At 61.8% G+C, this 24436-nt stretch carries 22 protein-coding genes; 10 read left to right on the top strand and 12 right to left on the bottom strand.

Features of this window, described 5'->3' with window-relative positions:
* Window positions 1–66 precede the first annotated feature (66 nt).
* From EC836_RS06525 to wzz(fepE), 9 genes are all read left to right on the top strand, one after another.
* Window positions 67–909 carry an ABC transporter ATP-binding protein gene (locus EC836_RS06525; protein WP_123331308.1) on the top strand — a complete coding sequence of 281 codons (843 nt, stop codon included), beginning with the start codon at window positions 67–69 and terminating at the stop codon, window positions 907–909.
* Entirely contained in the window at window positions 909–1934 is a 1026-nt protein-coding gene (locus EC836_RS06520; RefSeq protein WP_123331306.1) for an iron ABC transporter permease, read from the top strand. Before EC836_RS06525 ends, EC836_RS06520 begins: the two co-directional genes overlap by 1 nt.
* Window positions 1931–2983, top strand: coding sequence for an iron ABC transporter permease (locus EC836_RS06515; protein WP_123331304.1), 1053 nt, complete (start codon window positions 1931–1933; stop codon window positions 2981–2983). The genes EC836_RS06520 and EC836_RS06515 overlap by 4 nt, the downstream gene beginning before the upstream one ends.
* Window positions 2984–2999: 16 nt before the next feature.
* A complete protein-coding gene (locus tag EC836_RS06510; protein ID WP_123331302.1) occupies window positions 3000–3947 on the top strand; it encodes an iron-siderophore ABC transporter substrate-binding protein in 948 nt (315 codons plus the stop codon).
* Between the two features lie 3 nt (window positions 3948–3950).
* Complete coding sequence (locus EC836_RS06505) at window positions 3951–5090, top strand: PepSY domain-containing protein (RefSeq protein ID WP_123331300.1); 1140 nt, start codon at window positions 3951–3953, stop codon at window positions 5088–5090.
* Window positions 5087–6094, top strand: a complete 1008-nt coding sequence (locus EC836_RS06500) for a PstS family phosphate ABC transporter substrate-binding protein (protein WP_123331298.1) — start codon at window positions 5087–5089, stop codon at window positions 6092–6094. Before EC836_RS06505 ends, EC836_RS06500 begins: the two co-directional genes overlap by 4 nt.
* Entirely contained in the window at window positions 6094–7017 is a 924-nt protein-coding gene (locus EC836_RS06495; protein WP_123331296.1) for a PstS family phosphate ABC transporter substrate-binding protein, read from the top strand. Before EC836_RS06500 ends, EC836_RS06495 begins: the two co-directional genes overlap by 1 nt.
* On the top strand, window positions 7014–7916 hold the full coding sequence (locus EC836_RS06490) for a MurR/RpiR family transcriptional regulator (protein ID WP_123331294.1): 903 nt from the start codon (window positions 7014–7016) through the stop codon (window positions 7914–7916). Before EC836_RS06495 ends, EC836_RS06490 begins: the two co-directional genes overlap by 4 nt.
* A 151-nt stretch (window positions 7917–8067) precedes the next feature.
* The gene (wzz(fepE), locus tag EC836_RS06485; RefSeq protein WP_158612772.1) at window positions 8068–9180 is read left to right on the top strand and encodes an LPS O-antigen length regulator Wzz(fepE); all 1113 of its coding nucleotides are present in this window, start codon (window positions 8068–8070) and stop codon (window positions 9178–9180) included.
* Between the two features lie 77 nt (window positions 9181–9257).
* Here the strand turns inward: wzz(fepE) and EC836_RS06480 are convergent, their stop codons facing one another.
* From EC836_RS06480 to EC836_RS06465, 4 genes are all read right to left on the bottom strand, one after another.
* Window positions 9258–10556, bottom strand: coding sequence for a cytosine permease (locus EC836_RS06480; RefSeq protein WP_123331290.1), 1299 nt, complete (start codon window positions 10554–10556; stop codon window positions 9258–9260).
* 18 nt (window positions 10557–10574) lie between these two features.
* The gene (locus EC836_RS06475; protein WP_123331288.1) at window positions 10575–11264 is read right to left on the bottom strand and encodes a PAS and helix-turn-helix domain-containing protein; all 690 of its coding nucleotides are present in this window, start codon (window positions 11262–11264) and stop codon (window positions 10575–10577) included.
* A gap of 25 nt (window positions 11265–11289) precedes the next feature.
* Window positions 11290–11700 (bottom strand): N-acetyltransferase, encoded by a 411-nt coding sequence (locus tag EC836_RS06470; protein ID WP_123331286.1) that lies wholly within the window; start codon window positions 11698–11700, stop codon window positions 11290–11292.
* A gap of 405 nt (window positions 11701–12105) precedes the next feature.
* A complete protein-coding gene (locus EC836_RS06465; RefSeq protein ID WP_123331284.1) occupies window positions 12106–13140 on the bottom strand; it encodes an NAD(P)-dependent alcohol dehydrogenase in 1035 nt (344 codons plus the stop codon).
* Window positions 13141–13248: 108 nt separating this feature from the next.
* Here EC836_RS06465 and EC836_RS06460 point away from each other — a divergent pair, with 108 nt between their 5' ends.
* Window positions 13249–14157 (top strand): AraC family transcriptional regulator, encoded by a 909-nt coding sequence (locus EC836_RS06460; protein WP_123331282.1) that lies wholly within the window; start codon window positions 13249–13251, stop codon window positions 14155–14157.
* Between the two features lie 126 nt (window positions 14158–14283).
* On the opposite strand, the gene EC836_RS06455 is transcribed toward EC836_RS06460, so the two are convergent.
* The 8 genes from EC836_RS06455 to fecI all read right to left on the bottom strand — a co-directional run bounded on the left by EC836_RS06455 (window position 14284) and on the right by fecI (window position 24281).
* Entirely contained in the window at window positions 14284–16413 is a 2130-nt protein-coding gene (locus EC836_RS06455) for a bifunctional diguanylate cyclase/phosphodiesterase (RefSeq protein WP_123331280.1), read from the bottom strand.
* A 194-nt stretch (window positions 16414–16607) separates the two neighbouring features.
* On the bottom strand, window positions 16608–17375 hold the full coding sequence (fecE, locus tag EC836_RS06450; RefSeq protein ID WP_123332140.1) for a Fe(3+) dicitrate ABC transporter ATP-binding protein FecE: 768 nt from the start codon (window positions 17373–17375) through the stop codon (window positions 16608–16610).
* Between the two features lie 2 nt (window positions 17376–17377).
* Window positions 17378–18355, bottom strand: coding sequence for a Fe(3+) dicitrate ABC transporter permease subunit FecD (gene fecD, locus EC836_RS06445; RefSeq protein WP_123331278.1), 978 nt, complete (start codon window positions 18353–18355; stop codon window positions 17378–17380).
* The gene (fecC, locus tag EC836_RS06440; RefSeq protein ID WP_123331276.1) at window positions 18352–19344 is read right to left on the bottom strand and encodes an iron-dicitrate ABC transporter permease FecC; all 993 of its coding nucleotides are present in this window, start codon (window positions 19342–19344) and stop codon (window positions 18352–18354) included. The genes fecD and fecC overlap by 4 nt, the downstream gene beginning before the upstream one ends.
* Entirely contained in the window at window positions 19344–20249 is a 906-nt protein-coding gene (locus EC836_RS06435; RefSeq protein WP_123331273.1) for a Fe(3+) dicitrate ABC transporter substrate-binding protein FecB, read from the bottom strand. Before EC836_RS06435 ends, fecC begins: the two co-directional genes overlap by 1 nt.
* A gap of 96 nt (window positions 20250–20345) precedes the next feature.
* The gene (gene fecA, locus EC836_RS06430) at window positions 20346–22709 is read right to left on the bottom strand and encodes a TonB-dependent Fe(3+) dicitrate receptor FecA (protein ID WP_123331272.1); all 2364 of its coding nucleotides are present in this window, start codon (window positions 22707–22709) and stop codon (window positions 20346–20348) included.
* Between the two features lie 100 nt (window positions 22710–22809).
* A complete protein-coding gene (fecR, locus tag EC836_RS06425; protein WP_123331269.1) occupies window positions 22810–23763 on the bottom strand; it encodes a ferric citrate uptake sigma factor regulator FecR in 954 nt (317 codons plus the stop codon).
* Window positions 23763–24281, bottom strand: a complete 519-nt coding sequence (gene fecI, locus EC836_RS06420) for a ferric citrate uptake sigma factor FecI (protein ID WP_123331268.1) — start codon at window positions 24279–24281, stop codon at window positions 23763–23765. The genes fecR and fecI overlap by 1 nt, the downstream gene beginning before the upstream one ends.
* Window positions 24282–24436: the final 155 nt, after the last annotated feature.

The following is a 24436-nucleotide window of genomic DNA, read 5'->3' as shown; positions in this document are numbered from 1 at the left end:
TATTTTTATTTAAGACTTACGCGCGCGCAGGCCGGGAGCCGCGCCGTTGCGGTGCAGGAGTAGTGAATGCCACAGCGGGTGGAACAGAGTGCGGGCGACAATATCGCTCAGCAGCAGCAGGGGATCGTGCTGGATCGGCTGTCGGCCGGATACGGCAAACAGATCATCGTCGACGATATCAGCCTGACCATTCCGGCGAAGAAAATGACCGTGCTGGTCGGTGCTAATGGGTCGGGAAAATCCACCCTGCTGACCACTATTGCGCGCATGCTGGCCCCGCTGGGCGGCAGCGTGCTGCTGGACGGGAAGAGTATTCACCAGCAGCCGACCAAAGCCGTTGCCCGCCAGCTGGGCATACTGCCGCAGTCGCCGCTGCTGCCGGAAGGGCTGACGGTCTTTGAGCTGGTTTCCCGCGGCCGCTACCCGTGGCAAAACTTTATGCGCCAGTGGTCGGATGCGGACGAAGCCGCAGTCGAGCAGGCGCTACAGCTCACCGGCACCGCCGGGTTCGCCCACCTGCCGGTGGACAGCCTCTCCGGCGGCCAGCGTCAGCGCTGCTGGATCGCCATGGCGCTTGCGCAGCAAACCCAGACCATTCTGCTGGATGAACCGACGACCTTCCTCGATCTGCGCTATCAGGTGGAGATCCTCGAACTGCTGCACGATCTGACCCGCTTGCACGGCCGTACCGTTGTCGTGGTGCTGCACGATCTTAACTTCGCGGTGAACTACGCCGATATGCTGGTCTTTTTAAAGCAGGGGCGCCTGCTGGGCGTCACCGGTGAAGATGAAAGCTGTACCCCGGAGATGATCAAGGCGACGTTTGACGTCGATGTGCAGATGTCGATTAACCCGCTGACGCAGAAACCGTTCTTTATGCCGTTTCGCCGCCGCGATGGCCAACGCTGATGCGTAGTCGGCACCATTCTGCTTATCGTCACCGGCTGCGCCCCTCACTGGCGCTGGCGGCGCTGCTTTTCCTGCTGCTGGCCGGAGCGCTGGTGCATCTGGGCCTGGGCGCGCGTTATATCGGCCCCTCGACCGTGCTGCAGGCGCTGCTGCACTTCGATCCGCGTAGCTTCGACCACAAGGTGATTGTCGAGCTGCGGCTGCTGCGCCTGACCGCCGCACTGCTGACCGGGGCCGTGCTGGGCGTGGCCGGGCTGCTGCTGCAGTCGGTGATCCGTAACCCGCTGGGCGAACCGCATATTCTCGGGCTGAACGCCGGGGCCGCGCTGGCGGTGGTGATCGCCTCTGCGATGGGCGGAAGCTGGGGCGGATTGCTGGCCAGTCGTCCGCTGATTGCCGCCTGCGGTGCCGCCGTGCTGTTTGCGCTGGTGATGCTGCTGGCCTCCGCCGGGCGCAGCGGGCTGACGCCGCTGAAAGTCACGCTCTGCGGCGTGGCGCTGTCCTCCTTTGCTTCTTCAGTCACCGCCGCGATCCTGATCCTCGACGAGCAGACGCTGCTGGAAATGCGCACCTGGCTGGCCGGGGATCTCGCCGGGCTGAGCTGGTCGGTGACCGCCGCCGCCGCGCTGCCCGCGCTGATCGGCATGGTGCTGGCGCTGGCGATTGCGCCACGGCTAAACGTGCTGGCGCTGGGCGATCAGGTCGCCAGCGGCCTGGGGGTGAATATCGCCCGCACCCGCTTAATCGGACTGATCTCCGCCGCCCTGCTGTGCGGTGCGGCGGTGTCGGTGGCCGGTCCAATCGGATTTATCGGGCTGGTAGTGCCGCACGTTGTGCGGCGGCTGATCACCGACGATATCCGCCTGGCGGTGCCGCTCTCGGCGCTGGGCGGGGCGCTGCTGCTGCTGCTGGCCGATCTGGTGGCGCGCGTGCTGATCGCGCCTCAGGAGCTGGCCACCGGTGTGATGACCGCGCTGGTCGGCGCGCCGGTATTTATCTTTATTGCCGCCAGGTATTTCAAATGAACAAGATCGCGAAACGGCAGGGTTTTCATCGGCTGAAGCTGGGGCCGTTCACGCTGCTGCTGCGCCCGCGCCTGCTGGCGATGTGCCTGCTGCTGGCCGTGACCGCGCTGCTGCTGGCGGTGTTCGGCATCACCCAGGGATCGCTGCCCGTTCCCGCCTCGGACATTGGCCGGGCGCTGTTTTACCCGCAGCAGCTGAGTGCGCAGCAGCACTATATCGTCTGGGATATTCGCCTGCCGCGCCTGCTGATGGCGCTGCTGAGCGGAGCGATGCTGGGCATGGCCGGGGCGGCGATGCAGTCGATTACCCGCAACGGCCTGGCCGATCCGGGGCTGATCGGCGTGAAGGAGGGGACCAGCGCGGTGGTGCTGGTGCTGATCCTGCTGTTTCCGTCCCTTGGCCTGCTGTGGCGGCCGCTGGCAGGAATGGCGGGCGGGCTGCTGGTGGCGCTGATCGTGGTGCTGCTGGCACGCGACTTCTCCCGCCCGCGTTTTATTCTGATCGGCATCGGCGTTTCCTGGGCGTTTGCCGCCGGTATCGGGGTATTTATGACCACCGCCGACGTGCGCGACGTGCAGACCGCGCTGGTGTGGATGGCGGGCAGCCTGCACTCCGCCACCTGGTCGCTGCTGGCGGTGGCGTTCTGCTGGGCGCTGCCGGGAGCGCTGATCCTGTTCCTGACCGCCCGCGCGTCGGACGTAGCGCTGCTCGGCGACCAGTCCGCTACCGGGCTGGGAGTGCGGCTCCGGCGGCTGTCGCTGGTGCGCTTCTGCGCTCCGGTGCTGCTGACCGCCGCCAGCGTCTCCTGCGTCGGCAGCCTGGGCTTCGTCGGGCTGATTGCGCCGCATATGGCGCGCTTTCTGCTGCGCGGCGGACAGGTGGCGCTGCTCAGCGGCAGCGCGCTGCTGGGCGCACTGTTGGTTCTGCTGACGGATTCTATCGGGCGGCTGGCCTTTGCCCCGCTGCAAATTCCGGCGGGGATTGTGATGGCGCTGGTGGGCGGTCCGTTCTTTCTTCTGCTGCTGTGGCGTCGTCGTGACGCGCTGTAAAACTCTGAGGATGGCTATGCGCCTGCTACTTTCCCTGTTATTTATGACCTGCCTGAGTGCCACCGCTGCGGAACCGACGCAGCAGTTTACCGACGATTTAGGCCGCACGGTGACCGTGCCGCTGCACCCGCAGCGTATCGTTTCGCTGCACGATCTGGATATCACGATCCCCCTGATCGAGCTGGGCGTGCCGCCGGTCGCCAGCCACGGCCGCACCCGAGCGGACGGCTCGCACTTCCTGCGCTCCAGCGGGCTGCTGACCGGGGTGGATTTCGACAATTCATCGATCCAGTTTATCGGCACCGCCGATATGGATATTGAGGCCATCGCGGCCGCGAAGCCCGATCTGATTATCACCGAGCCCAGCCGCAACACCGCGATTGAACAGCTGGAAAAGATTGCCCCAACGGTCAGTATTGACCACCTGGTGGGCGGTGCGCCGCGCATCTACAGCAAGCTGGCGCAGCTGACCGGCAGCCAGAAGCAGCTGGCGATCCTTGAGCGCCGCTATCAGGAGCAGATCAAGCAGCTGAAGCTGATGGTGGATACCCAGCACATCACCGTCTCTGTAATCCAGGCGAACAAGGGCAAAATCACCGTTCATCACACCTATCGTGCGCTGGGCCGCGTGCTGCGCGACGCCGGATTCCGCTTCCCGCTGTTGATCGACAGCATCCCGGACGGCGACCGCATTGAGGTCAGCGCCGAGCGACTGCCGGAGCTGGACGCCGATTATATTTTCGATACCTGGCGCTCCGACTCCGGCGGCAAACCGCAGGAAGAGCTGGATGCGATGAACGCGATTATGCCCGGCTGGTGCGAGTTCCTGAACGCCTGCCGCAGCGGCCATTACATCCTGCTGCCACGTGAAGAGACCATCTCCAACTCCTTTGCGGCGCTGAGCCTGATGGTGGCGCAGGTGCAGTCGCATATCGCCGGGCGCCTGATGCCGGTGGCGAAATAATCGATGACGCGCTCGCGCCTGTTCCTGCTGAAACTGCACTGGCTGCTGGGGATCACCCTCGGCGCCAGCCTGTCGTTTATGGCACTCAGCGGCGTGACGATGAGTTTTGAAGATGAAATTATGCAGGCGCTCAGCCCGCAGATGACCGTCATCCCGCCCGCAGGCGCGGTGCCGATGTCGGCGGCGGCGATGATTGCCACGCTGCGCCAGCAGCGGCCCGGCGAGCGGCTGATGTCGTTACAGATTGAGCAGCAGGCCGATCTTGCCTGGACCGCCGCCTTCCAGCGCGGTAAAGGGCAGCGCAACCAGCGGGTGCTGATTAATCCCTACAGCGGGCAGATCCTCGGGGAAGCCACCGGCGCGGCCTTTTTTGCCACGGTGCGCAACCTGCATCGCTTTCTTTCGCCTGCGGGGGATAACGTAATTGGGCGAACGATTACCGGTGCCAGCGCCGTCAGCCTGATCTTTTTCGCGCTCTCCGGGCTGTGGCTGCGCTGGACGGCGGGCAGCCGTGGTCTGCGCGAGTGGCTGCGCCCGGAGTTTCGCCTCAGCGGCCGCGCCCTGTACCGCATGCTGCATCAGGTGGCGGGAAGCTGGCTGGTTGTGCTCTATCTGGTCAGCGCGCTGTCCGGCCTGTGGTGGTCATCGCAGTGGTATCGCCAGGGCGTCACCTGGCTGCTCGCCAGCACACCGGCAGAAGTGGTGAAGAAGCCCGTAGCTGCGAAGAAAACGGCGGTGAAGCCCGCAGAGCCTGACTGGGACCGCGTCTGGCAGCAGGTGGTTCAGCGCTACGGCAGTCAGTATCGGTCGGCGCTGCTGTTTATTCCCGCGCCGGGGAAGGCGATCCGCGTGCGTGTCCTGCCGCTGGATGCGCCGCACGCCCGCGCGCTGGATGAGCTGAGCATCAATCCCCGCACGATGAACGTTACCCGGCAGACGCTGTACCGCAGCCTGCCCGCCGGTGAACGGATTCTAACGGATATGGACCCGATCCATACCGGCGCGCTGTTTGGCATACCGGGCCGCATTGCGATAACGATTTCCAGCCTGTGTATGCCGCTGTTTTTTATCACCGGGCTGCTGATGTACTGGAAGCGGCGGCAGCGCCGCAAAAATCCGGCATCTTCTGAGGAGCATTTGTGAATTTATCAACCGACAGCACCGGATGGGTTCCGCGCCCGCTGGATGCTGAACTGACCGATTACCTGCCGCAGCCGCTAACGGCGGATGTGAACGCCAGCTGGCTGACCGCTGACGGCGCAGTGCGCCTGAGTGGTTCCGGCCACGCGCGGTACATTCTTGAAAAGCTGACCGCCGCATTTACGCACTATCACCCGTCGGTGCGCTTCGCCATTGAACTGAAGGGCACGCCGACCGCGATGGCCTTTGCGATCAACGACAGGGCGATGTTCAGCGTGATGGGGCGCGAAATCACCCCGATGGAAATCGTGCCCTGGCGCAAGCAGCGGGGCGCGGAGCCATTGGCGGTGCGGGTGGCGGGTGCCGCGCTGGATACCCACCAGCATCTGGCGACCTCGCTGGCGGTCTATGTCCATCACGCCAACCCGCTTGCGCGGATAAGCCTCAGTCAGCTGTCGCGGATCTTTACCGCCGGTAATCCCGGTGGCGATGTCAGCCGCTGGGGGCAGCTGGGGCTGGGCGATGACTGGGCGGATCGGCGGATCGTGCCGCTGACCACCCAGCAGTACAGCGGTTTTGGCAGCTATATGCAGAAGCACCACTTTGGCGGTCGCGCGCTCAGCGCTGACTGCGAATATCTGGTGGGCACCGATCGCCTGCTGGAAAGGCTGGAGCAGGAGCCGTCGGCAATCTGCGTGGCGGCCATCGGGCGGGAAACCGCACTGCTGCGCGCGCTGCCGCTGGCGGCCGACGACAGCGGTCCCTGGCTCAAAGGCACCGCAGAAGAGATGACGGCGGGCCGCTATGCGCTGGGGCGCTATCTGTGGTTTTATCTGCCAACCCGCTACGGCGGTGGGCTGGATGCGCTGCAGCTGGCGTTTCTGCGCTTCACGCTGTCGCGACAGGGACAGCAGATTATTGCTTCGCAGCCCGACGGCTATCTGCCGCTCAGCGCAGCGGATGTAGAGATGGAACAGCGGCGGTTAGATCTGGCGGAGGGAGCCTGATGTCTGAATTCTTTTACATTACCGGCAATGACGGCATGGCGTCGCTGATCGAACCGTGGTGCGCGATGCTCTCCGCACAGCGGCCGGAGCAGGAGTTTCAGCTCAGCCTGGCCGGTTCATCCACCGCTATCATGGCGCTGGCGGCGGATGCCTGCCTGCTGGCCCCGATGTCGCGCGCGCCCTGGGCACAGGAGCTGGCGGCCTTTCGCAACGTTAAGGGCTATTTGCCGAGCGGGATTCAGGTTGGCTGGTGCGGCCACGGCCCGCGCGCCGGGGCGAAAACCCCGCCGGCTATCTGGCTGCATCGCGACAACCCGCTGGCCGGGCTGAGCATGGCGCAGCTGGCGGCGGTGTTCTCTTCCGGTTCGCCGCAGGGGGATATCACCTGCTGGTCACAGCTGGGGCTGGGCGGAGCCTGGCTGCACCGGCGCATTCACCTCTACGGCCTGCGCGATGACGGCAAGTATGCCAGCGCTTTCCGCCGTGCCCATCTCGCCAACCGACCGTTTCCTCGCCACTATGAGCCGCTGCCGGACCGCCGCGCGGTGCTGGACGCGGTTGCCGCCGATCCTTTCTCGCTCGGTGCCGTCGGCTGGTTTAACGCCGCCGCGTTTGGCGACGGGGTGCGCGTGCTGCCGCTGGGCCAGCATGAAGGGGACTTCTTTATGCCAGACGCAGAAGCGGTGCAGGCGGGGAACTATCCGCTGGGCAGCGCGGTGACGCTGTGGTTCGATCTGCCGCCCGGCGGTGTCCCTGAACCGCGCCTGGCGGCGTTTCTGCAGCTGGTGCTGTCCGATGTCGGGCAGCAGGCGGTTGCCGCGCAGAGTTCATCGCCGGAGGGCTATCTGCCATTGAATCCGGCGATGCTGCACGCACAGCGTCAGCGTTTACAGCAACTGATTGACGGTCGAGGCAAGCAATGAACAAACTGCTGACGAAAAAAGCCAAAACACGCGTGGATATCTACGGCGAACGCTTCCGCGCGCGTGGTCCGGGGCTGTCGCCGCGCCTGCTGGCGGTGGCCAGCTACATCAACGAGAACCGCGAGGTGGTGCTGGAATACACGGCGATGGAAATTGCCGCCGCCACGCAAACGTCCGACGCGACGGTCGTCAGGGCCATTCAGGCGCTGGGATTTGCCGGACTGCGCGATCTGAAGCAGACCATGGAAAGCTGGTTCGGACCTGGGATCACCTCGGCGGAAAAGATGAGCACCACAGTGAATGCGCTCAGCTGCGACGTCAACTCCAGCATCGATTTCGTTCTGGAAGGGCACCAGCGCGCCTGTGAGGTGCTGTCCGAACCGCACAACCGCGCCGCCATGTCCCGCGCCGTGGCGCTGCTGGTGGAGGCGCGCCAGGTGGCGATTTTCGGCATTGGTGCCTCCAGTATTCTGGCCGAATACGCCGCGCGCCTGTTCAGCCGTAACGGCATCCCCGGCACTCCGCTGAATCGCACCGGCGTGATGCTCGCCGAGCAGTTGATCAACCTGCAGCGCGGAGACGTGCTGATTATGATGGCGCAGAAGTCGGCACATCGCGAAGGGTTAACGACTCTGCGTGAGGCAAAGCGGCTGGGCATTCCCACCATTTTGCTGACCCATTCCACTGATTCGCGCTTCAGTAAAGAGGTGCAGGTGGTGATCAACGTGCCGCGCGGCGGGGAAAATGGCAAGGTGCCGCTGCACGGTACGGTGCTGGTCTGTCTGGAGATGATTATCCTGTCTGTGGCCTCCACCGCGCCGCAGCGCACGATTAAGTCGATGAAGCGGATTCAGGAACTGTATCGAGCGATTGGCAAGTCGGGGGCGAAAAAGGCGTAGCCCTGTTTTCGCAGAATGATGTTATTTAAAACAGCGGCTGAAATTTTTCAGCCATCAACGCGCTCTATTTTCGTTTATACTCGGGCTGCCGCAACGGATTGCGATGCGGATAATACGATTTTGTCTTTATACCGTACTGCAGGAGTTTTACATGGCAAGTATTACGCCGGATAGCGCTGCGCATCATTCGCCGCTGCCATCCGCCCTTCCTTTGTTCCCTGAGCCGAATGAATCCCTCGATTTGCTGGATATTTTCACGATTATTCTGCGGCGAAAGTTTACCGTGCTGGCCTTTATCATCGCTGCGGTGCTAATCGCGGTGGCCGTCTGCTTTATCATCCCGCAGCGCTGGACCAGCACGGCGATGCTGGTGCCTGCCGAACCGTCACAGCTGAAAACCATCAACACCATCCTCACGGAACTGTCGGTGCTGGATATCAAAACGGATATTACGGCGGATTCGCTGCTGTCTGACTTTATGCGAGATTTTGACTCGCGCAGCCTGCGAGAGAAATATCTGGTTAATACAAACTATTTTAAGAAGCTGGCGTCGGAAACAACCGATGATGCGGAGTCTCGCAACCGGTTAATTAACGGTATCCTGCACGGCAATATTGAGTCGCACAGTTCGGTACAGGATAAAGAAGCGAATAAAAAAGAGTATCGTTACTACGATCTGAAATATACCGCTGAAACCGCCGTTGACGCCCGTGATTTACTGGAAGGCTACATCAACTATATCTCCGGAGAAGTGAATGAAGAGCTGTACCGGCGGCTGGAATACAAGATTGACGAAGTCAGAATGAAAGAGAAGTCGCGGTACGATCTGGAGATGATGCAGGAGGAGATTAAGCACCGCAGCAAGATCGACAGGCTGCAGTACGCGCTGGATATTGCCAGATCGGCGGGGCTGAAAAAGCCGTCGTGGAGCAATGGCGGCGTCATTCTGGACGACCCGGATTTCTCCGTGACGCTCGGTGCCGATGGTCTGGCGCGCAAGCTGGACATCGAGAAGTCGCTGGCGGTTGGCGCGTTGAATGACAAGCTGCAAAACCGGCGTCTGTATCTTGAAAAGCTGGATGCGCTGAAGATCTCTCCTACGGAAGACGTGCCGTTCAAATATATGCGCGCGCCGTACGAGCCGCTGACCCGCGATGCGCCGAAACGCACGCTGATCGTGCTGCTGTTTTCCCTTGGCGGGCTGATTGCTGGCTGTGGCTATGTGCTGGTAAGCAGCGTGGTCGCGCGGCGCGCGGTGAAGTGAGGCGGTGATTGAGCGTCAGGTAAAATGAAGGTTTGATTGAGCACCTGGTAAGGCGGACGATGTCCGCCTTATTTACATCAGGCCGAGGCCGCCGCAGGACGGCTGCGCTGCTGCGCCAGCTTCACCACGTAATAAATCACGCAGGCAATCAGCAGTGAGTTGATGGTCGGCACGCCCCATTCGGTTAACAGGCCAACGGCACTGCCCACCAGCGTGGCAATAATCGCCACCCAGCCAATCACCGGGGTTTCGCTGTCTTTCGGTAGTTCACCCAGCAGACGGCTGCGGTCCAGCAGGCCACGGTGCGTGCGCAGCAGCAGGTAATCCACCAGCATAATGCCGAGGATCGGCGGGAACACCACGCCCAGCACGGTGAGGAAATCTACGAAGCGGTCGAGAATACCCAGCACCGACAGCAGGGTGCCCAGCAGGCCGATCACCAGCGTGGTGCTGCGGTACTTCAGCTTTTTACCGCTGATCCCTTCCACCGCGTTTATCACCCCTAGCGAAGACGAGTAGAGATTCAGGTCGTTCACGCGCAGGGTAGAGAGGATCACCACCAGCAGTCCGACACCGCCCGCCGCCTGAGACATAATGGTCACCACGTCTGCGGTTTGCAGCGTACGGGCAATCAGGATCGCCAGGCCGTTAACGATAAACTCACCGGCAATAATCGTCAGCAGAGTAATGCCCGCTACGTGCCGGGAGGATTTTGAATAGCGGGTCAGGTCCGGGGTCATCAGGCTGGCAACAATCGCACCGCCGACCACCATGGTAATGGCCGCGCTGACGGTCAGCGGTGAACCGGTTGGCGGCAGGTCGATAATCTGCTGCAGGGTATGGCCGGACAGGGTGTGGAAAGAGATAAACGCCACCAGGCAGATAAACAGCGGCACGGCGATGCGGGCGGTCACGCGCAGCGCCTTAAAGCCGAAGGTCACCAGCACGGTTAGCAGCAGGCCGGACAGGCTCGCGGCCTGCGGGAAGCCAAGCCGGTCGCCGAGCGCAAAGTTGAGCGATTTCGCGAAGATGGCGTTCTGAATGCCAAACCAGCCGAGCAGGCTGACGGCCACGACCAGGCCAATCAGCACGGAACCGATACGGCCAAAGCCACACCAGCGCGCCAGCAGGCTGCCGGAAATCCCTTCACGCATCCCGGCATAGCCGAGCCCATAGGTTACGATCCCAAAGATAACGCTGCCCGCTAAAATCGCCAGAAACGCGCTGGCCAGATCCATCGAGTCACCCAGCACCGAGCCGAGCATAAACTGATCCAGCGCGGTCAGCATGCCCATGTGCACCACGGCGACGCTGAGGAATGAGACGCGCTTGTTCTCAGGAACCCGGCTTAGCGGATAGTCTTCTATTTTTATCACGATCTGTTTTCCTTGAAATTAAATAAACTGGATACCCTTTTCGATCAGGCGGTCCGGTATAAAATTGTCCAACCCTGCGTGACGGCAATACTCTTCAAACTGATTCAGCGTGTGCACCCCGGCCTTCTGATAGATGCTGTAAATCCGGTTCTCTACCGTGCGATGGCTGAGGTTATAGATGCGGGCGATCTCCTTGGTGGATAAGCGCTGTAGCAGCAAAAACAGCGTATCCAGCTCCGAACGGGTAAACAGGTCGGTACTCACTTCGGTGGTCAGCACCCCCGGTTTTTGCTGGGTGATATATTTCAGCGGCGACAGGGTGTCGAGCAGCCTGGCGTTCCACGCAACGCCGATAAACACGCCGCCGTCGCCGTAAAGGGGGATTTTTTCGCTGACGTAGGGTGTCAGGCTGTCCTGACCGAACCAGAAGTGGGTCTCAATCACCGCAACCCGGCCGTGGCAGGCTTCGGTCCGGCGATCGTGCTCGATCAGCTCTTCTTCGCATTCAGCCCAGGAAGCGGGAAATTCGCTGTCGAACTTTCCCTCAATGGCGAATTTTTTTGGCGTATTGGTGTAGCGATACGCCATATCATTCATATAAAGATGGCGTGACTCTGCATCTTTGATGCCCCAGGGTTCCGCTAAGTGTTCCATCATGGCGATCATTGCGTTCAGATTTGATTGCTGCTTAGCCTCTGAAACGTTCATATCTTCCCCCTGTGCACCGCCACTATCAGAGTTTTTTCGCCAGATAGTGCCGGGTATGTTGATGGGCGTAATCGCCCAGTTCACCGTAGACGGCGTAGCCTAACTTTTCGTAAAAGCCCCGCGCCTGAAAATCAAACGTGTCGACATAGGCCATATGGCAACCACGTTGTTTGGCTTCCCGCTCTGCGCTTTGCATCAGCTCGCGGCCGACCCCTTGACCGCGACACGCATCGCTGACCCACAGGTACTGCACCTCCAGGCCTCCCCACCACGTGCGGGCAACAAGACCGGCCATAATCTGGTCCTGCTCATCGCGCAGTGTCAGAAACAGGGGATGGATATCTACCGGGGTGGTTCTGGCGTTGTGAGCCCACAGGCTGTCGATAACAAAGTCTTCATCGGCGGCGGCGGGTTTGTCAGTCATTGTCATTTTCATTGTGAGTCCAAGATCATGATTTAAAGTAAATTAATAAGATAACCTGCACATTAACAATGGGTAATTATCATTTTACTTTTCGACTGACAAGAGTGTTTTTCTCCCGTTCCCTCAGGGCCAGAAAACAACTACTGTAGTGACGACCGGGCAAACTCGCCACGCGGATCACACTAATATCAATTAGCCGGGTAGTTTGACAAGAATTGTTTACGCCTCACCAGGGCACTCTCTCCATGAGACACCTCCATTTATCGTTAAGATCGACGCGAATGGGGCTAAAATAAAGAAAGATAACTGATAATTTAAAAACAAATAACTTCAGGAAATCTTTTCAGAAAACGCTGTATCTTTCCAGGGGACCCCGTAAAACGCGGTCCCCTGAGTTTTTCTCAGACTCCCCCTGCATCACCGCGCCGCTGGCTCTTCCGTTTCCATCCTAATGACCACCTTGCCACAGTGCTGCTGACTGTCGAAATAACGCCATGCTTCAAGCGTTTCCGAAAAAGCATATACCCGATCGATAACCGGCTGCAGCTCACTCTGAGCCAGCGCCAGATTCATGTGCTCAAAATCTTCCCGGCTGCCCACGCTGAAGGGGCGAACGGTGGCGCCGCGGGTAAACAGCGTCATAAAATCAACGGTCTGCTCCCCGGCGGCCACGAAGCCCAGCAGCGCAATCTCGCCGCCGGAGGCAGTCGACTTCAGCGAGTTTTTTAGCGTTCCCGGTCCGCCAATTTCCACCACCCGCTGCACGCCAACGCCGTCGGTCAGCGCGTTGACCTGCTGATGCCAGTCGGGATGCTGGCGGTAGTTAATGGTGTGCGTCGCCCCCAGTTCGCGCAGCCGCGCCGCTTTTTCCTCGCTGGAGGTCAGGGCGATAATCTTCAGCCCCATCAGCCGGGCAAACTGCACGGCAAACAGCGCCACGCCGCCGGTACCCTGGGTGAGCACCGTTTCTCCGGGCTGCAGCGGTCGCGACTGCACCAGGCTGTTCCAGGCCGTGACCGCCGCGCAGGGCAGGGTGGCGGCCTGTTCATCGCTCAGATAGGCGGGGACGGCAACCAGCGACGCCTCATCTATCACCTTGTACTCGGTGAGCCAGCCGTCCGCGCGGCTTCCCCACGCGCCGCCGCTGTTACCCGGCGTCAGCCTGCCGCCCAGCCACTGCGGGAAAAAGATCCCCGCCACGCGATCGCCGCAGGTAAAGCGCGTGGCTTCCTCGCCGCACTCCACGATGTAGCCGACGCCGTCCGACAGCGGGATCAGCCCCGCCTGCGGGGAAAGAGTGCTTTTGCCGTGCAGGATCGCCAGATCGCGATAGTTCAGGCTGACGGCGGCCACGCGGATCAGCACCTGCCTGCGTCCGGGGCGCGGGCGCGGTTCTTCAACGCGCTGGAGATGGTCGATGCTGCCAAAATCATTCAGTTGATAGCTGTACATAGTGGTGTCCTTGGTCGTGGGAATGTCGCTACCTTACGTGCCCAGCGCTGTACAGATAATGACTGAAAAGGTATTTTTACTGACTTATCGTCCAGAAAAGGTCATGAGATGGATCCGCTTGATGATGTTTTTGCCGCGATGAACGTGAGTAGCGCGCTCCATTCGCGCCTGCAACCGCGTGCGCCCTGGGGCGTCAGCTTTATCAAAAGCGCCTCAATTCGCTTCGGTTTTATGCTGGAAGGTCAGGGCTGGCTGACGGTTAACGGCCAGCCGCCACAGCGGCTGTGCAGCGGAGAGGGGTTTATCGCCCGGCCGGGCGTGCTGCTGTCGCTGAGCGATGAGCCGCACACGCCGACGCTGGCCTGCGAGGAGGTGTTCGCTGACTGCGCCGGTAAAAGCGCGGTATTTGGCGGCGAGGGGGAAGGCGCCGAACTGCTGTGCGGCTGGCTGACCTTTGACGCCGGCGGTGCGCAGCCGCTGCTGTCGCTGCTGCCGGACTGCGTGGTGATCCCGGCCGATGCGGGACGATCGCCGCTGCTGGCGGCCACGCTACAGCTGCTGGCGCTGGAAACCGACCAGCCGCATCTGGGATCGCGAATTGTCATCAGCCGGCTGGCGGACGTGCTGTTTGTACAGGCTATCCGCACGCATTATCAGCAAATTCAGCCGCAGCAGGGCTGGATGGCGGCACTGGCCGACGGCCGTCTGCGCCCGGTGATCGAGAAAATCCATCAGCGGTTAGACTTTCCGTGGCGGCTGAGCGAGATGGCGAAGCAGGCGGGGATGTCGCGTTCGGCGTTTACCGCCCATTTTAAGCAGGTGACCGGGGAAACGCCGGGAGACTATCTGAGCCGCTGGCGCATCTGGCGCGCGCGCTGTCTGCTGCGCCATCCCGAACTGGCGCTGGAAACCATCGCGCAGCGGGTGGGCTACGATTCTGCCATCACTTTTGGCCGGGCATTCAAGCGCCACGAAGGGCAGACACCGGGTGAATATCGCCGCGCGCTGGCAACGTAGCTGAAGTCACCCGCATCCAGAACGCTTGCGCAAGTACCCTGGCTGGTGCTTGTGCAAACGTTATAGCTCGATGCTACATTCGCCCTTATGTACAAGTCGGGCTGGAGAAGGGCCACGTTCAGCTCTCTACGGGCGCTGTTGATCCAGCAGGGCGTGCAGGCTATCCGCCGTCAGCGGTCGGCTGAATAAAAAGCCCTGCAGCAGATCGCAGCCTGCGGCTTCCAGCATCATCCGCTGGGCATCGGTTTCCACCCCTTCCGCCGTCACGGTGATCCCCAGGCTGTGCCCGAGAGTGATCACCGATTTAACGATGGTCGCCGAGTTGTCGCGCACGCCCAGCGACTGGGTAAAGGTCTGGTCGATTTTGATGGTATCGACCGGGAACTGGATCAGATAGCTGAGGCTGGAATAGCCGGTGCCAAAATCATCCAGCGCGATGCTGAACCCGGCCTCGCGCAGGGTATTGATGTTTTGCAAGGCGCGCTCTTTATCTTCAAGCAGCACGCCTTCGGTGATCTCCAGCTCGATCTGGCGGGGATTGATGCCGTGACGTGCCACCGTGCCCATCAGCGTGCTGATAAAGTTGTCGGCAAGGAACTGCAGCGGCGAGACGTTAATCGCCACGATCAGCTGCGGGCAGGTGACGGCCATCTGACAGGCCTTCTCTACCACCCAGTCGCCGAGCGGGATAATCAGCCCGGTTTCCTCCGCCAGCGGAATGAAATCGGCGGGCGATATGGCGCCCAGCTGTGGATGATGCCAGCGCAGCAGGGACTCTACCGCCACAATTTTTTTCCCGCTGCTATCAACAATTGGCTGATAGAGCTGGGTCAGCCCGCTGTCGTTTTCCAGCGCCAGACGCAGCTGCTGCGCCAGACGCTGGCGTTTTTGCAGGGCTTCATCCATTGCCGGAATAAACAGGCGATACTGACCGCCGCCTTCGGCTTTGGCGGCGTACAGCGAAATATCCGCCATCCGCATCAGCTCCAGCCGGTCGGTGCTGTCCTGCGGGGCCAGCGCCACGCCGATGCTAACGCCGATCCACAGCGCGTTGCCGTTCAGCTGCATCGGCTGCGACAGATGCGCAATAATCTGCTGACACAGCTGGCCTACCTGCCGCTCGTCCGTCACGTTCGCCATCATAATCACAAACTCGTCGCCGCCCAGGCGGCCTATCGAATCTTTGATCGGCAGAAGGTTGGAGAGCCGCTTGCTGACTTCCATCAGCAGCTCATCGCCGGTGTGGTGACCGTAGGTATCGTTGACGATCTTGAAGTGGTCGAGATCCAGCAGCAGCAGGGCAAGGGTATCGCGGTCGGTCTCCAGCACGCTGAGGCGACGATTAAGCTGCTCCTCAATCCATTTGCGGTTAGGCAGACCGGTTAAAATGTCATGTAGGGCGATATGCCGGGAGCGGGCTTCGCTGGCGGCCAGCTTCTGCATTGAGCGGGTCAGATTCAGCGAGGAGTGCCACAGGCGGCGGGTCATCACCAGGCACATCAGCGCAATGCTGAGGATCGCCAGCGCAATCAGCGGGCCGGTAAACAGCAGCATCTGGCTGCCGGGGCGCATCGGCTCCCAGGAGACGTCGCTGACGGGCGTTCCCTGATGCGAAGTCAGCAGGAAACCGGCGCTGTTCGGCTGATCCGGCTGGCTGGCGCTGAAGCTGAAATTGCTCACCACGCCGCGATGGGTTAAGAAATCGACAAAGCTGCTGCGCAGATAGCGGATGAACACCAGCTGATAGCCGCGATCGTCGCCGGGCAGGCTGGCAACGGCCACTTCTGCCACCCGCTCGCGCAGGCGGATAAAATCGCTGGTCAGCACGTTGGAGGCGTGCAGGCTCGGTGCCAGCTGCTGGGCTATCTCATGGTAGCGTTCAACGGGGGCGGGGGCGTCAGAAAGCCAGGCAGCCAGCGGGCGCTGGTGAGTATCCACCAGATAGACTTCGTCATCGCCAATGAGCCTGAACAGCCACGGGGCGGCTGCGTCTGACTGCAGCAGCAGTGAAACCGGCTGTGTTTCCCGCAGCAGGTTTCGATGCTGCTGACTGAACTCTTCCAGATGCTGGGTTAACAGGTTTCTGATCACCTGCTGTTGTTTTTCCAGCGCCTTATTGTTGCTCTGCGCCGTGACCCACCAGGCGGTAAGCCCACACCCCAGCAGAGAAAACAGCACCACCGCCACCACTGGCGCGATAACATTACGCGTGAACTCCCGGCGCAAACTGGCAACCGTGCTGTGTTTGTTTTTCATTGACCTTCCAGGATAGACGCGTTGTAGTCCCAGGAAACCACCGATCTTGAGATAGCAAACATTACCTCATTGACCATTTTTGGCAAAGATAAACCCTTGGATAACGTCACGAATAGGTCACTTATTGTTGTATCAAGGGTTTTTGGTGAAAAGAGGTTTCCTGAAAGTGCCAGTTATCCAGGCGAATTGATCAATTAAAGCACCACGCACATCGGGCGTCCACACACCGGGTCGGCATGAATTTCCGCATTGATGCTGAACACCTGCTGCAACAGTTCCGGGGTCATTACCTGTTCTGGCGTGCCGCTGGCAACCACCCGACCGGCCATCATCAGCACCAGATGGTCACAGTAGCGGCTGGCCTGATTCAGATCGTGCAGTACCGTCACCACGGTTTTACCCTGCTGCTGCTGGCGGCGGAGTAAAAGCAGCAGCTCAACCTGATGGTTGATATCGAGCCAGGTGGTCGGTTCATCCAGCAGCAGCAGCGGCGTGTCCTGCGCCAGCGTCATTGCCAAAAACGCCCGCTGGCGCTGGCCGCCGGACAGCGTGCTAACCTGTTTTTCCGCGAGGCTGCCGATCTGCACCTCGTCGATGGCCGCCTGCACCCGCTGGCGATCGGCCGGGCCAGGGCGGCCAAACAGGTTAAGCCACGGGCTGCGGCCATAGCCCACCAGCTCGCGCACGCTAATCCCCTCCGGCACGCTGTGCTGCTGCGGCAGCAGAGCCAGACTCTGCCCCAGCTGGCGGGCGCTCAGCCCGGCCAGATCGTCATCGCCCAGCATCACTCGCCCCTGTCCGGGCTTCAGCAACCGCGAGCAGCAGCGCAGCAGCGTCGATTTACCGCAGCCGTTGGGGCCCAGCAGGGCGGTGATCTTCCCTGCGGGCAGCGTCAGCGAGAGGTTATGCAGAATGGGCGCGCTGGCGTAACCGGCGCTCAGCCCGTCGATGGAAAGTGGCATCATTAGCGGGTTCTCATTAACAGCCAGAAAAAGTAGGGCGCACCGATTACCGCCGTTAGCACCCCGGCGGGCAGCTCCAGCGGTGGATGCAGCGTGCGGGCCAGCAGGTCCGCCAGCATCAGCAGCAGCGCGCCGGTCAGCATGGCAGCCGGGATCAGCCAGCGGTGGCGGCCACCCACCAGTCGTCGCGTCAGATGCGGGGCAACCAGCCCAATAAAGCTCAGTGGCCCGCAGACGGCCACGCTGACGGCGGCCAGCGCCAGCGCCAGCAGCAGAATACGCCGCCGTGCGCGGGGAACCTCCACGCCGAGCGTCGCCGCCTGCTCATCGCCCAGCCCCAGCAGATCGAGGCTGCGGCACAGCAGCAGGCTCAGCGGCAGCAGCAAAACCAGCCACGGCAGCGCCAGCCAGACAAACGGCCAGCCGCGCCCCCACAGGCTGCCGGTCAGCCACAGCAGCGCCTGGTTAATTTCCAGCGGGCGGGAGAGCATCAGATAGTCGGTGATGCTGGCGTAAAAGGCGGTCAGCGCCACGCCGAGCAGCGCGAGCCGCAGAGGGGCGCTGCTTCCGGCCAGCAGCCGTAGCAGCAGAAAGGCCAGCAGCGCACCGGTAAAGGCCAGCAGCGGCAGCCAGGCCGCCGACAGCGCCGGGAACAGCATCAGCCCGGCGATCGACATCAGCCCGGCGGCGTGATTCACCCCAAGGATTTCCGGCGAGGCCAGCGGGTTACGGATAGCCCCCTGCACCAGCACGCCGGAAACCGCCAGCGCCGCGCCGACCAGCATCGCTAACAGAGTGCGCGGCAGGCGATACTCCATCAGAGCAAAGTAGCGATCGTCCGCCGGATTAAGCGCCTGATACAGCGTGCTAAAACTGAGGGTTTCACTGCCGTAGCGCAAAGACAGCGGCAGCACCAGCAGGGTAAACAGCAGCAACAGCAGCAGCGCGGTCAGTGGCCGCTGCCCCCGGAGGCGTTTCATACGCGCCTCCGCACCAGCCAGACAAAGCACGGCGCGCCGATCAGCGCCACCACCGCTCCGGCGGGCAGCTCGGCGGGGAACGCCAGCCAGCGCGCAATCACATCGGCCAGCAGCATCAGCAGCGCGCCAAACAGCATGCAGGCGGGCAGCAGCCGCCGCAGATCGTGGCCGATCCACGCCCTGGCCATATGCGGCACCAGCAGGCCGAGAAACGCCACCGGCCCTGCCACGCTGACGCAGCTGCCGACCAGCACCACCACCAGCAGATTGATCGCCGTGCGCAGCATGTCGGGATTCACCCCCAGCGTGTGCGCGCTGTCGTCCCCCAGCCGCAGCAGATTCAGGCGCGCCGCCAGCAGCCAGGCCAGAGGCATCAGCAGCGCGCTGAACGGCAGCAGCTGCCAGAACTCGCGCCAGCGCACGTGGGACACGCCCCCGGCCAGCCAGTGCAGAATGCCGTAGGTGTGATCCTCCGCCAGCAGCAGCGTGGCGCGGGTCAGCGCGGAGCAGAGTGCCGACACGGCCACCCCCGCGAGGATCAGGCGGCTGCGGTCGCCCGCGGAGCGCCAGCCTTTGCCCAGCAGCATCACCATTCCCCAACTGACGCCGCCGCCCGCTGCGGCCAGCAGCGCAAGGCTGTAGCCGGCGATCCAGCCGGGATTAAAGGCGCTGGCCAGCACCATCGCCAGCGCGGCACCGGCGTTAATACCCAGCAGGGAAGGGGAAGCCAGCGGATTACGCGTCAGGGTTTGCAGCAGGCAGCCCGCCAGCGCCAGGCTCGCCCCCAGCAGCATCGCCACCAGGCTGCGCGGCAGGCGCAGGTTAAATACCAGCGCCTGCGGCAGCGCGATGGCCTTTCCCGGCAGCAGCGCGCTCAGCGCCTGCCAGGGCCCGATCGGCAGCGCCGATCCGCTGAACAACGACAGCCAGAAGGCCAGCGCCAGCAGCAGAAGCGGCAGACCCCAGGCGAGCAGCGGTCGGGCTGACATCATGGCTGCACGTTCACCGGCTGATGGTGCAGGATCGCCACCAGATCGCGTGCGATCTGCTCGGCGGCAAACAGCCCGCGCATCCGCGCCCAGCCGTTGCTGTCCACTTCAGCTACCTGGTTTTTCTGCGCGGCGGTTAACATCTGCCACAGCGGGTCCTGCTGCCAGTCGCGCACGATGCTCTGCTGACGGTAATGGGCCACCAGCAGCCAGTCCGGGTTAATCGCCAGCAGCTGCTCCAGATTGATACTGGCGATCGGGCTTTGCCCAACGGATGCCGGCACGTCCATCCCCAGCGCGGTCAGCACGCTGCCGGTATAGCTGTCGCGGCTGTGCAGATTAAACTGCTGCTCGCGCGAGGTGCCGAATACCAGCTTCAGCCCTTTGGGCAGCTGGCTGGCGAAGTCCTTCATCCGCTGGTGGTGCAGCGCCAGCCTCTGCTGCATTTCGGTATCTTTACCCAGCACTTTGCCGATAATCGCCGCCGATTGCAGATTTTCCTCCCAGGTTTCATTGCGCGATTTCAGCATCAGCGTGGGAGCAATACTTTTCAGCTGGCCGAAGATGCCACCGTGGCGGGCGCTGTCGGCAATAATCAGGTCGGGCTTCAGCGCGGCAATCACTTCCAGGCTGGGCTGGGCGCGGGTACCGACCGATTTCCACGGTTGAAGATGCTGACGCACGGCGGGCAGGATGCGCTGCGGATCGTTATCGTCGGCGACGCCAACCGGGCTGACGTCCACCGCCGCCAGCGCATCCACGAAGGACAGTTCCAGCACCACCACCCGCTGCGGGGCGTGCTCAAGGGTAAAGGTGCCGTTGTTGTCCTGCACGGTGACCGCCGACGCGGCTGATGCGACCAACATCAGGGCACAGGACAGAAGACGAGTGATAAGCGTGAACATAGATTCTCCAGCTGCCAGAAACGACAAAGCGGGCTGCCAGCCGGCACCCGCTACACAATCCACAACGGCCGGTTATCATCCCGGCCATTGGGAACATCAGAACTTAACGGCACCCTGCAGATAGACGGTGCGAGGCTGCCCGGCATAGATGCCCTTGTTGTTGTCATCGTAGGCGCGGGTAAAGTATTCATGGTCGAAGATATTCTTCACGCCGACGGCCAGGTTGAGGTTGGCGTACTGCGGGCCGAAGTCGTAGTTGGCGCGCGCGCCCCACAGCATAAAGCCGGGGATGCGGCCGGTGCTGCCGTCGGCGCTTTCCTCGCGGGTATTGGCGTTATCGGCGAACTGCGAAGACTGGTACTCGCTGTTGAGGTTAAAGGTCCAGCTGCCGGTCAGGTAGTCCAGCCCCAGCGTGCCTTTGTGCTTCGGCGAGAACGGCACCTGATTACCGTGGTAATCGCCCTGCTCGCGGATCACCGCATTGACGTACGCATAGCTGGCGGAAACCGACAGATTCTCCAACGCCGGAGAGAGATCGCCGAGGTCATAGCGCACTTTGCTTTCCAGCCCGGTATGGCGGGTTTTACCGCGCGCGGTGACGCTGTCGGTCACCTGGTTTGAATCGTACTGGTTGCTGAAGTTAATCAGGAACAGACCCGCTTCGGCCTGCAATACCTGATTGTCATAGCGCGTGCCCAGCTCCCAGGTGCGGGCTTTTTCCGGCTCCACGCTGCCGCTGCTGACCGCTTTACCGATCTGGCTGTACTGCACGGTGCCGAACGATCCTTCGGTATTGGCATACAGGTTCCAGGCATCGTTCAGGTGATACAGCACGTTAAGCGCGGGCAGCGGCGCGTTGTAGCCGATTTCCTGTTTTTCACCCTTGATGAAGTTGTTCTGATAAGACTGGATATGCTCGTAGCGCATGCCCGGGGTGATGGTCCAGTCGCCGATATCGATGCGGTCATCAATATACCAGGCGTGTGCCTCGGTGCCCGACTGGGTATCGCGATCGTACGGGCTGCTGCCGGTTGGCAATCTTCCGCTGCTGGCCGGGCTGGTATAGCGCAGCTCGTGAGTGGATTCGCTGACGTAGCGATAGCCGACGCCAACTTCATGCGCGGTGTTGGCGATCGTGAAGCTCTGACTGTAGCGCGGCTCTACGCCGCGCACCCAGTATTCGCGTGGCGACAGAGTGATGTTCTTCCCCTGGTCCAGATAGCCGCTGCGCAGGGTGTTGGTGTAGAAGGTCAGAATATTGAATTTGTGCTGGGTGTCCGGCTGGTACTGATAGCCCAGACTGGCCAGCTGGCGACGCCCCCAAAACTCATCGTAGGGGCGGGTCGACTGGAAGCGATCGGCGTTGTAGTCCGCGCGGGAAAGCCCGCCCGGCATCTGCGCCCGGCCTTCGTAATACTGCAGCAGGCTGGTGAAGGTATGAACCTCATTCGGCGCGTAGCGAGTTTTTAGCATCACGTCGTCGATTTTGGTCGAGCTGTGCTCGCGCCAGTCGCTGCCGCGCGTCCCGGAATAAAGCAGCGCCGCGCCCAGGCCGTTATCGGCGGTGCCGCCAATCATAAAGTTGCCGCTACCTTTGGGGTCGTTCTGGGTTGAGGTTGGCGTCAGCAGGCCTTCCATTCCCGCTTCGATACCGAAGTCCTGCGGAATGGCGCGGGTGACAAAGTTGACCACGCCGCCAACGCTCTGCGGCCCGTAGCGCACGGCACCGCCGCCGCGTACCACGTCCACCGCGTCCATATTGCCCAGCGAAACCGGGGCCAGCGACAGCTGCGGCTGGCCGTATGGCGCGAACGGTACCGGAATGCCGTCCATCAGTACGGTGGTGCGGCTGGCAAGGCGCGGATTCAGCCCGCGAATGCCGAAGTTCATCGCCATATCGTGGCTGCCGGTGCCGTTATTTTCCGGAGCGTTGACGCCGGGAATGCGGTTCAGCGCTTCACGCATGGTGGTGGCACCGGTGCGGGCAAAATCTTCGCGGCGCAGCACGTCACGCGCACCGGCGTGTTCAAACACATCGTCCTCGCGCGCGGTGCCCAGCCAGTCACCGACCACGGTCAGCGTGGCGGTCCCTTCCACCACCGGCACCGGCTCCAGCGTAAAGGCGTTGTTGCCCAGCGATTTTGCCTTCAGGCCGCTGCCGTCCAGCAGCGTTTGCAGCGCCTGTTCCAGCGAGTAGCTACCGTTGAGGCCCGGGCTCTTTTTCCCCTGGGTCAGCGATGAGTTGACCGACAGCGTAATGCCGGAGCGGGCGGCGAACTGGTTCAGCGCCTGATCCAGATCGGCGGCGGCAATCCGATAGTCAGCGGTTGCCGGGGTGGTCGCCGCACTCACCAGCGCGGGAGCGGCCAGCGCCAGCGGGGCCAGCGCGCAGTGAATAGCGAAAGCCAGTGGTGTTGTTTTGCTAAAAGCGCGCTTGATGCGGGCGCAGGAATCAGACATGACCGTCTCCAGAGTGAGCATTTTTAATGTTGTGTACTAAGGAGTCGGATGAGATGAGCAAAAGGGATAACGCATTTTGAATTATTTTTTGTTTTTTTCGCTACGCCGCGCTGACCTTCACCCAGTAGCGGCTGGCGGTCTGAATTTTTATCGGCAGCGTCTGCGCCAGCACGGCCAGCAGGCGATCGGTATCCTGCAGCGGGAAGGTGCCGCTGACGCGCAGATCGGCGGCGCTGTCGTCGCAGATCAGCATGCCGTGGCGGTAGCGCGCCACTTCGGCGATCACCTCACCCAGCGGGCGATTGCTGACGCTGAGCAGGCCCCGGGTCCAGCTGCTGCTGTCGGCGGCCAGCGGTAAGAGTTCGCCAAAGGCGCTGCGGCCAAAGCGCAGCGTTTGTCCCTGCTGTACTACCTGCTTTTGCTGCGATTCGTCAGCCAGCGTGACTTCGACCGCATGCTGCTGCACCGACAGTTCGGTGGCATGCGGCCACAGCCGCACGCTGAATTCGGTACCGAGCGCGCGCAGCACGCCGTCGGCGGTGGCCACCCGGAAAGGCCTTTGCTGCGCATCGGCAGCGGTGGTAATGGCAATTTCCCCGCGCTGCAGATGAACTGTCCGCTGGCTGCCGGTAAATTCCACCTGCACCGCGCTGGCGGTGTTGAGCGTCATCTGCGAGCCGTCGCTCAGCCGCACGCTGCGCATTTCGCCGGTGCCGGTGCTGTAGTCGGCACGCAGGCTGAGGCCCAGCGGCGACTGCCAGAGCTGCCAGCCGCTGCCGACGCCCAGCAGCACCAGCAGGCTTTTCAGCACGCGGCGGCGGGTCAGATGTGCCTGATTCAGCGTTTGATAACCGAGGTGGCCAGGCAGAGTTTGCAGCTGGTTTTGCAGGGATTCCACACGCTGCCACGCCCAGCGGTGGTCTTCATGCTGTTGCAGCCACTGTTGCCAGCGGGCGTGCTGCTGTGCGGTGGTGTCCCCCGCGCAGAAGGTGGCATACCAGCCGGCGGCCATTTTCAGTGCCTGGCGCTGCTGCTCGCTGACCCGCTCGGTCATTACGCTAAATCCTGCATCAGACGAAACAGCAGGCAGTGTTCGGTGGCTTTAGCCATATATTTCTTCACCGAGCTGACCGAGACCGCCAGCCGTTCGGCAATCTGCGGGTAGGTCAGCCCTTCCAGCTGCGACAGCAGAAACGCCTGGCGTACCTTCGGACCCAGGCCGTCGAGCATGGCATCGATCTGCTGCAGCGTTTCCAGCAGCGCGTGCTGCTGTTCCGGCGAGGGCACATGTTCTTCCGGCAGCTGTTCCAGCATCTCCAGCCAGGCGCGCTCCAGCGCGTTGCGGCGGAAGAAATCGACCATCACCCGTTTGGCAATCGTACAGAGGAAGGATTTAGGTTCGCGGATCTCCGCCACGCCGTTACCGAGCAGCACCCGCACGAAGGTATCCTGGGCCAGATCTTCGGCGTCGCTGGCCGATCCCAGCTTTTGCTGCAGCCAGCTCCGCAGCCACCGGTGGTGTGTCTGGTAAAGGCTGGCGAAGGGTTCGGCAGACGCGGCTTGCGTTGACATAACGAGTTACACATCCCGGCAAAAAAATGACGCCGGGATGATAATTGATAATGGTTATCATTTCAATGACCATAAATCGTTCGATTATCCGCCCGGTGAACATCAGCGATCGTAAACGGGGAAAGACGGGCATAAACGGTCATTCCGGAACGTTG

The sequence above is a fragment of the Erwinia sp. JUb26 genome (assembly GCF_003751505.1).
Lineage (GTDB): Bacteria > Pseudomonadota > Gammaproteobacteria > Enterobacterales > Enterobacteriaceae > Erwinia.
The sequence above is the reverse complement of the archived record's forward strand: the minus strand, read 5'-3'. Positions and strand labels throughout refer to the sequence as shown.

Bases quoted from the DNA above. Each gene is read 5' to 3' on its own strand.
- fecE (WP_123332140.1), bottom strand. From the start codon at position 17,375: ATGCCACTTTCCATCGACGGGCTGAGCGCCGGTTACGCCAGCGCGCCC.
- EC836_RS06470 (WP_123331286.1), bottom strand. From the start codon at position 11,700: ATGAAAATGACAATGACTGACAAACCCGCCGCCGCCGATGAAGACTTT.
- EC836_RS06465 (WP_123331284.1), bottom strand. From the start codon at position 13,140: ATGTACAGCTATCAACTGAATGATTTTGGCAGCATCGACCATCTCCAG.
- EC836_RS06490 (WP_123331294.1), top strand. From the start codon at position 7,014: ATGAACAAACTGCTGACGAAAAAAGCCAAAACACGCGTGGATATCTAC.
- fecC (WP_123331276.1), bottom strand. From the start codon at position 19,344: ATGTCAGCCCGACCGCTGCTCGCCTGGGGTCTGCCGCTTCTGCTGCTG.
- EC836_RS06460 (WP_123331282.1), top strand. From the start codon at position 13,249: ATGGATCCGCTTGATGATGTTTTTGCCGCGATGAACGTGAGTAGCGCG.
- EC836_RS06495 (WP_123331296.1), top strand. From the start codon at position 6,094: ATGTCTGAATTCTTTTACATTACCGGCAATGACGGCATGGCGTCGCTG.
- fecA (WP_123331272.1), bottom strand. From the start codon at position 22,709: ATGTCTGATTCCTGCGCCCGCATCAAGCGCGCTTTTAGCAAAACAACA.
- fecR (WP_123331269.1), bottom strand. From the start codon at position 23,763: ATGACCGAGCGGGTCAGCGAGCAGCAGCGCCAGGCACTGAAAATGGCC.
- EC836_RS06435 (WP_123331273.1), bottom strand. From the start codon at position 20,249: ATGTTCACGCTTATCACTCGTCTTCTGTCCTGTGCCCTGATGTTGGTC.
- EC836_RS06475 (WP_123331288.1), bottom strand. From the start codon at position 11,264: ATGAACGTTTCAGAGGCTAAGCAGCAATCAAATCTGAACGCAATGATC.
- EC836_RS06525 (WP_123331308.1), top strand. From the start codon at position 67: ATGCCACAGCGGGTGGAACAGAGTGCGGGCGACAATATCGCTCAGCAG.
- EC836_RS06520 (WP_123331306.1), top strand. From the start codon at position 909: ATGCGTAGTCGGCACCATTCTGCTTATCGTCACCGGCTGCGCCCCTCA.
- EC836_RS06455 (WP_123331280.1), bottom strand. From the start codon at position 16,413: ATGAAAAACAAACACAGCACGGTTGCCAGTTTGCGCCGGGAGTTCACG.
- fecI (WP_123331268.1), bottom strand. From the start codon at position 24,281: ATGTCAACGCAAGCCGCGTCTGCCGAACCCTTCGCCAGCCTTTACCAG.
- EC836_RS06510 (WP_123331302.1), top strand. From the start codon at position 3,000: ATGCGCCTGCTACTTTCCCTGTTATTTATGACCTGCCTGAGTGCCACC.
- fecD (WP_123331278.1), bottom strand. From the start codon at position 18,355: ATGAAACGCCTCCGGGGGCAGCGGCCACTGACCGCGCTGCTGCTGTTG.
- EC836_RS06505 (WP_123331300.1), top strand. From the start codon at position 3,951: ATGACGCGCTCGCGCCTGTTCCTGCTGAAACTGCACTGGCTGCTGGGG.
- EC836_RS06515 (WP_123331304.1), top strand. From the start codon at position 1,931: ATGAACAAGATCGCGAAACGGCAGGGTTTTCATCGGCTGAAGCTGGGG.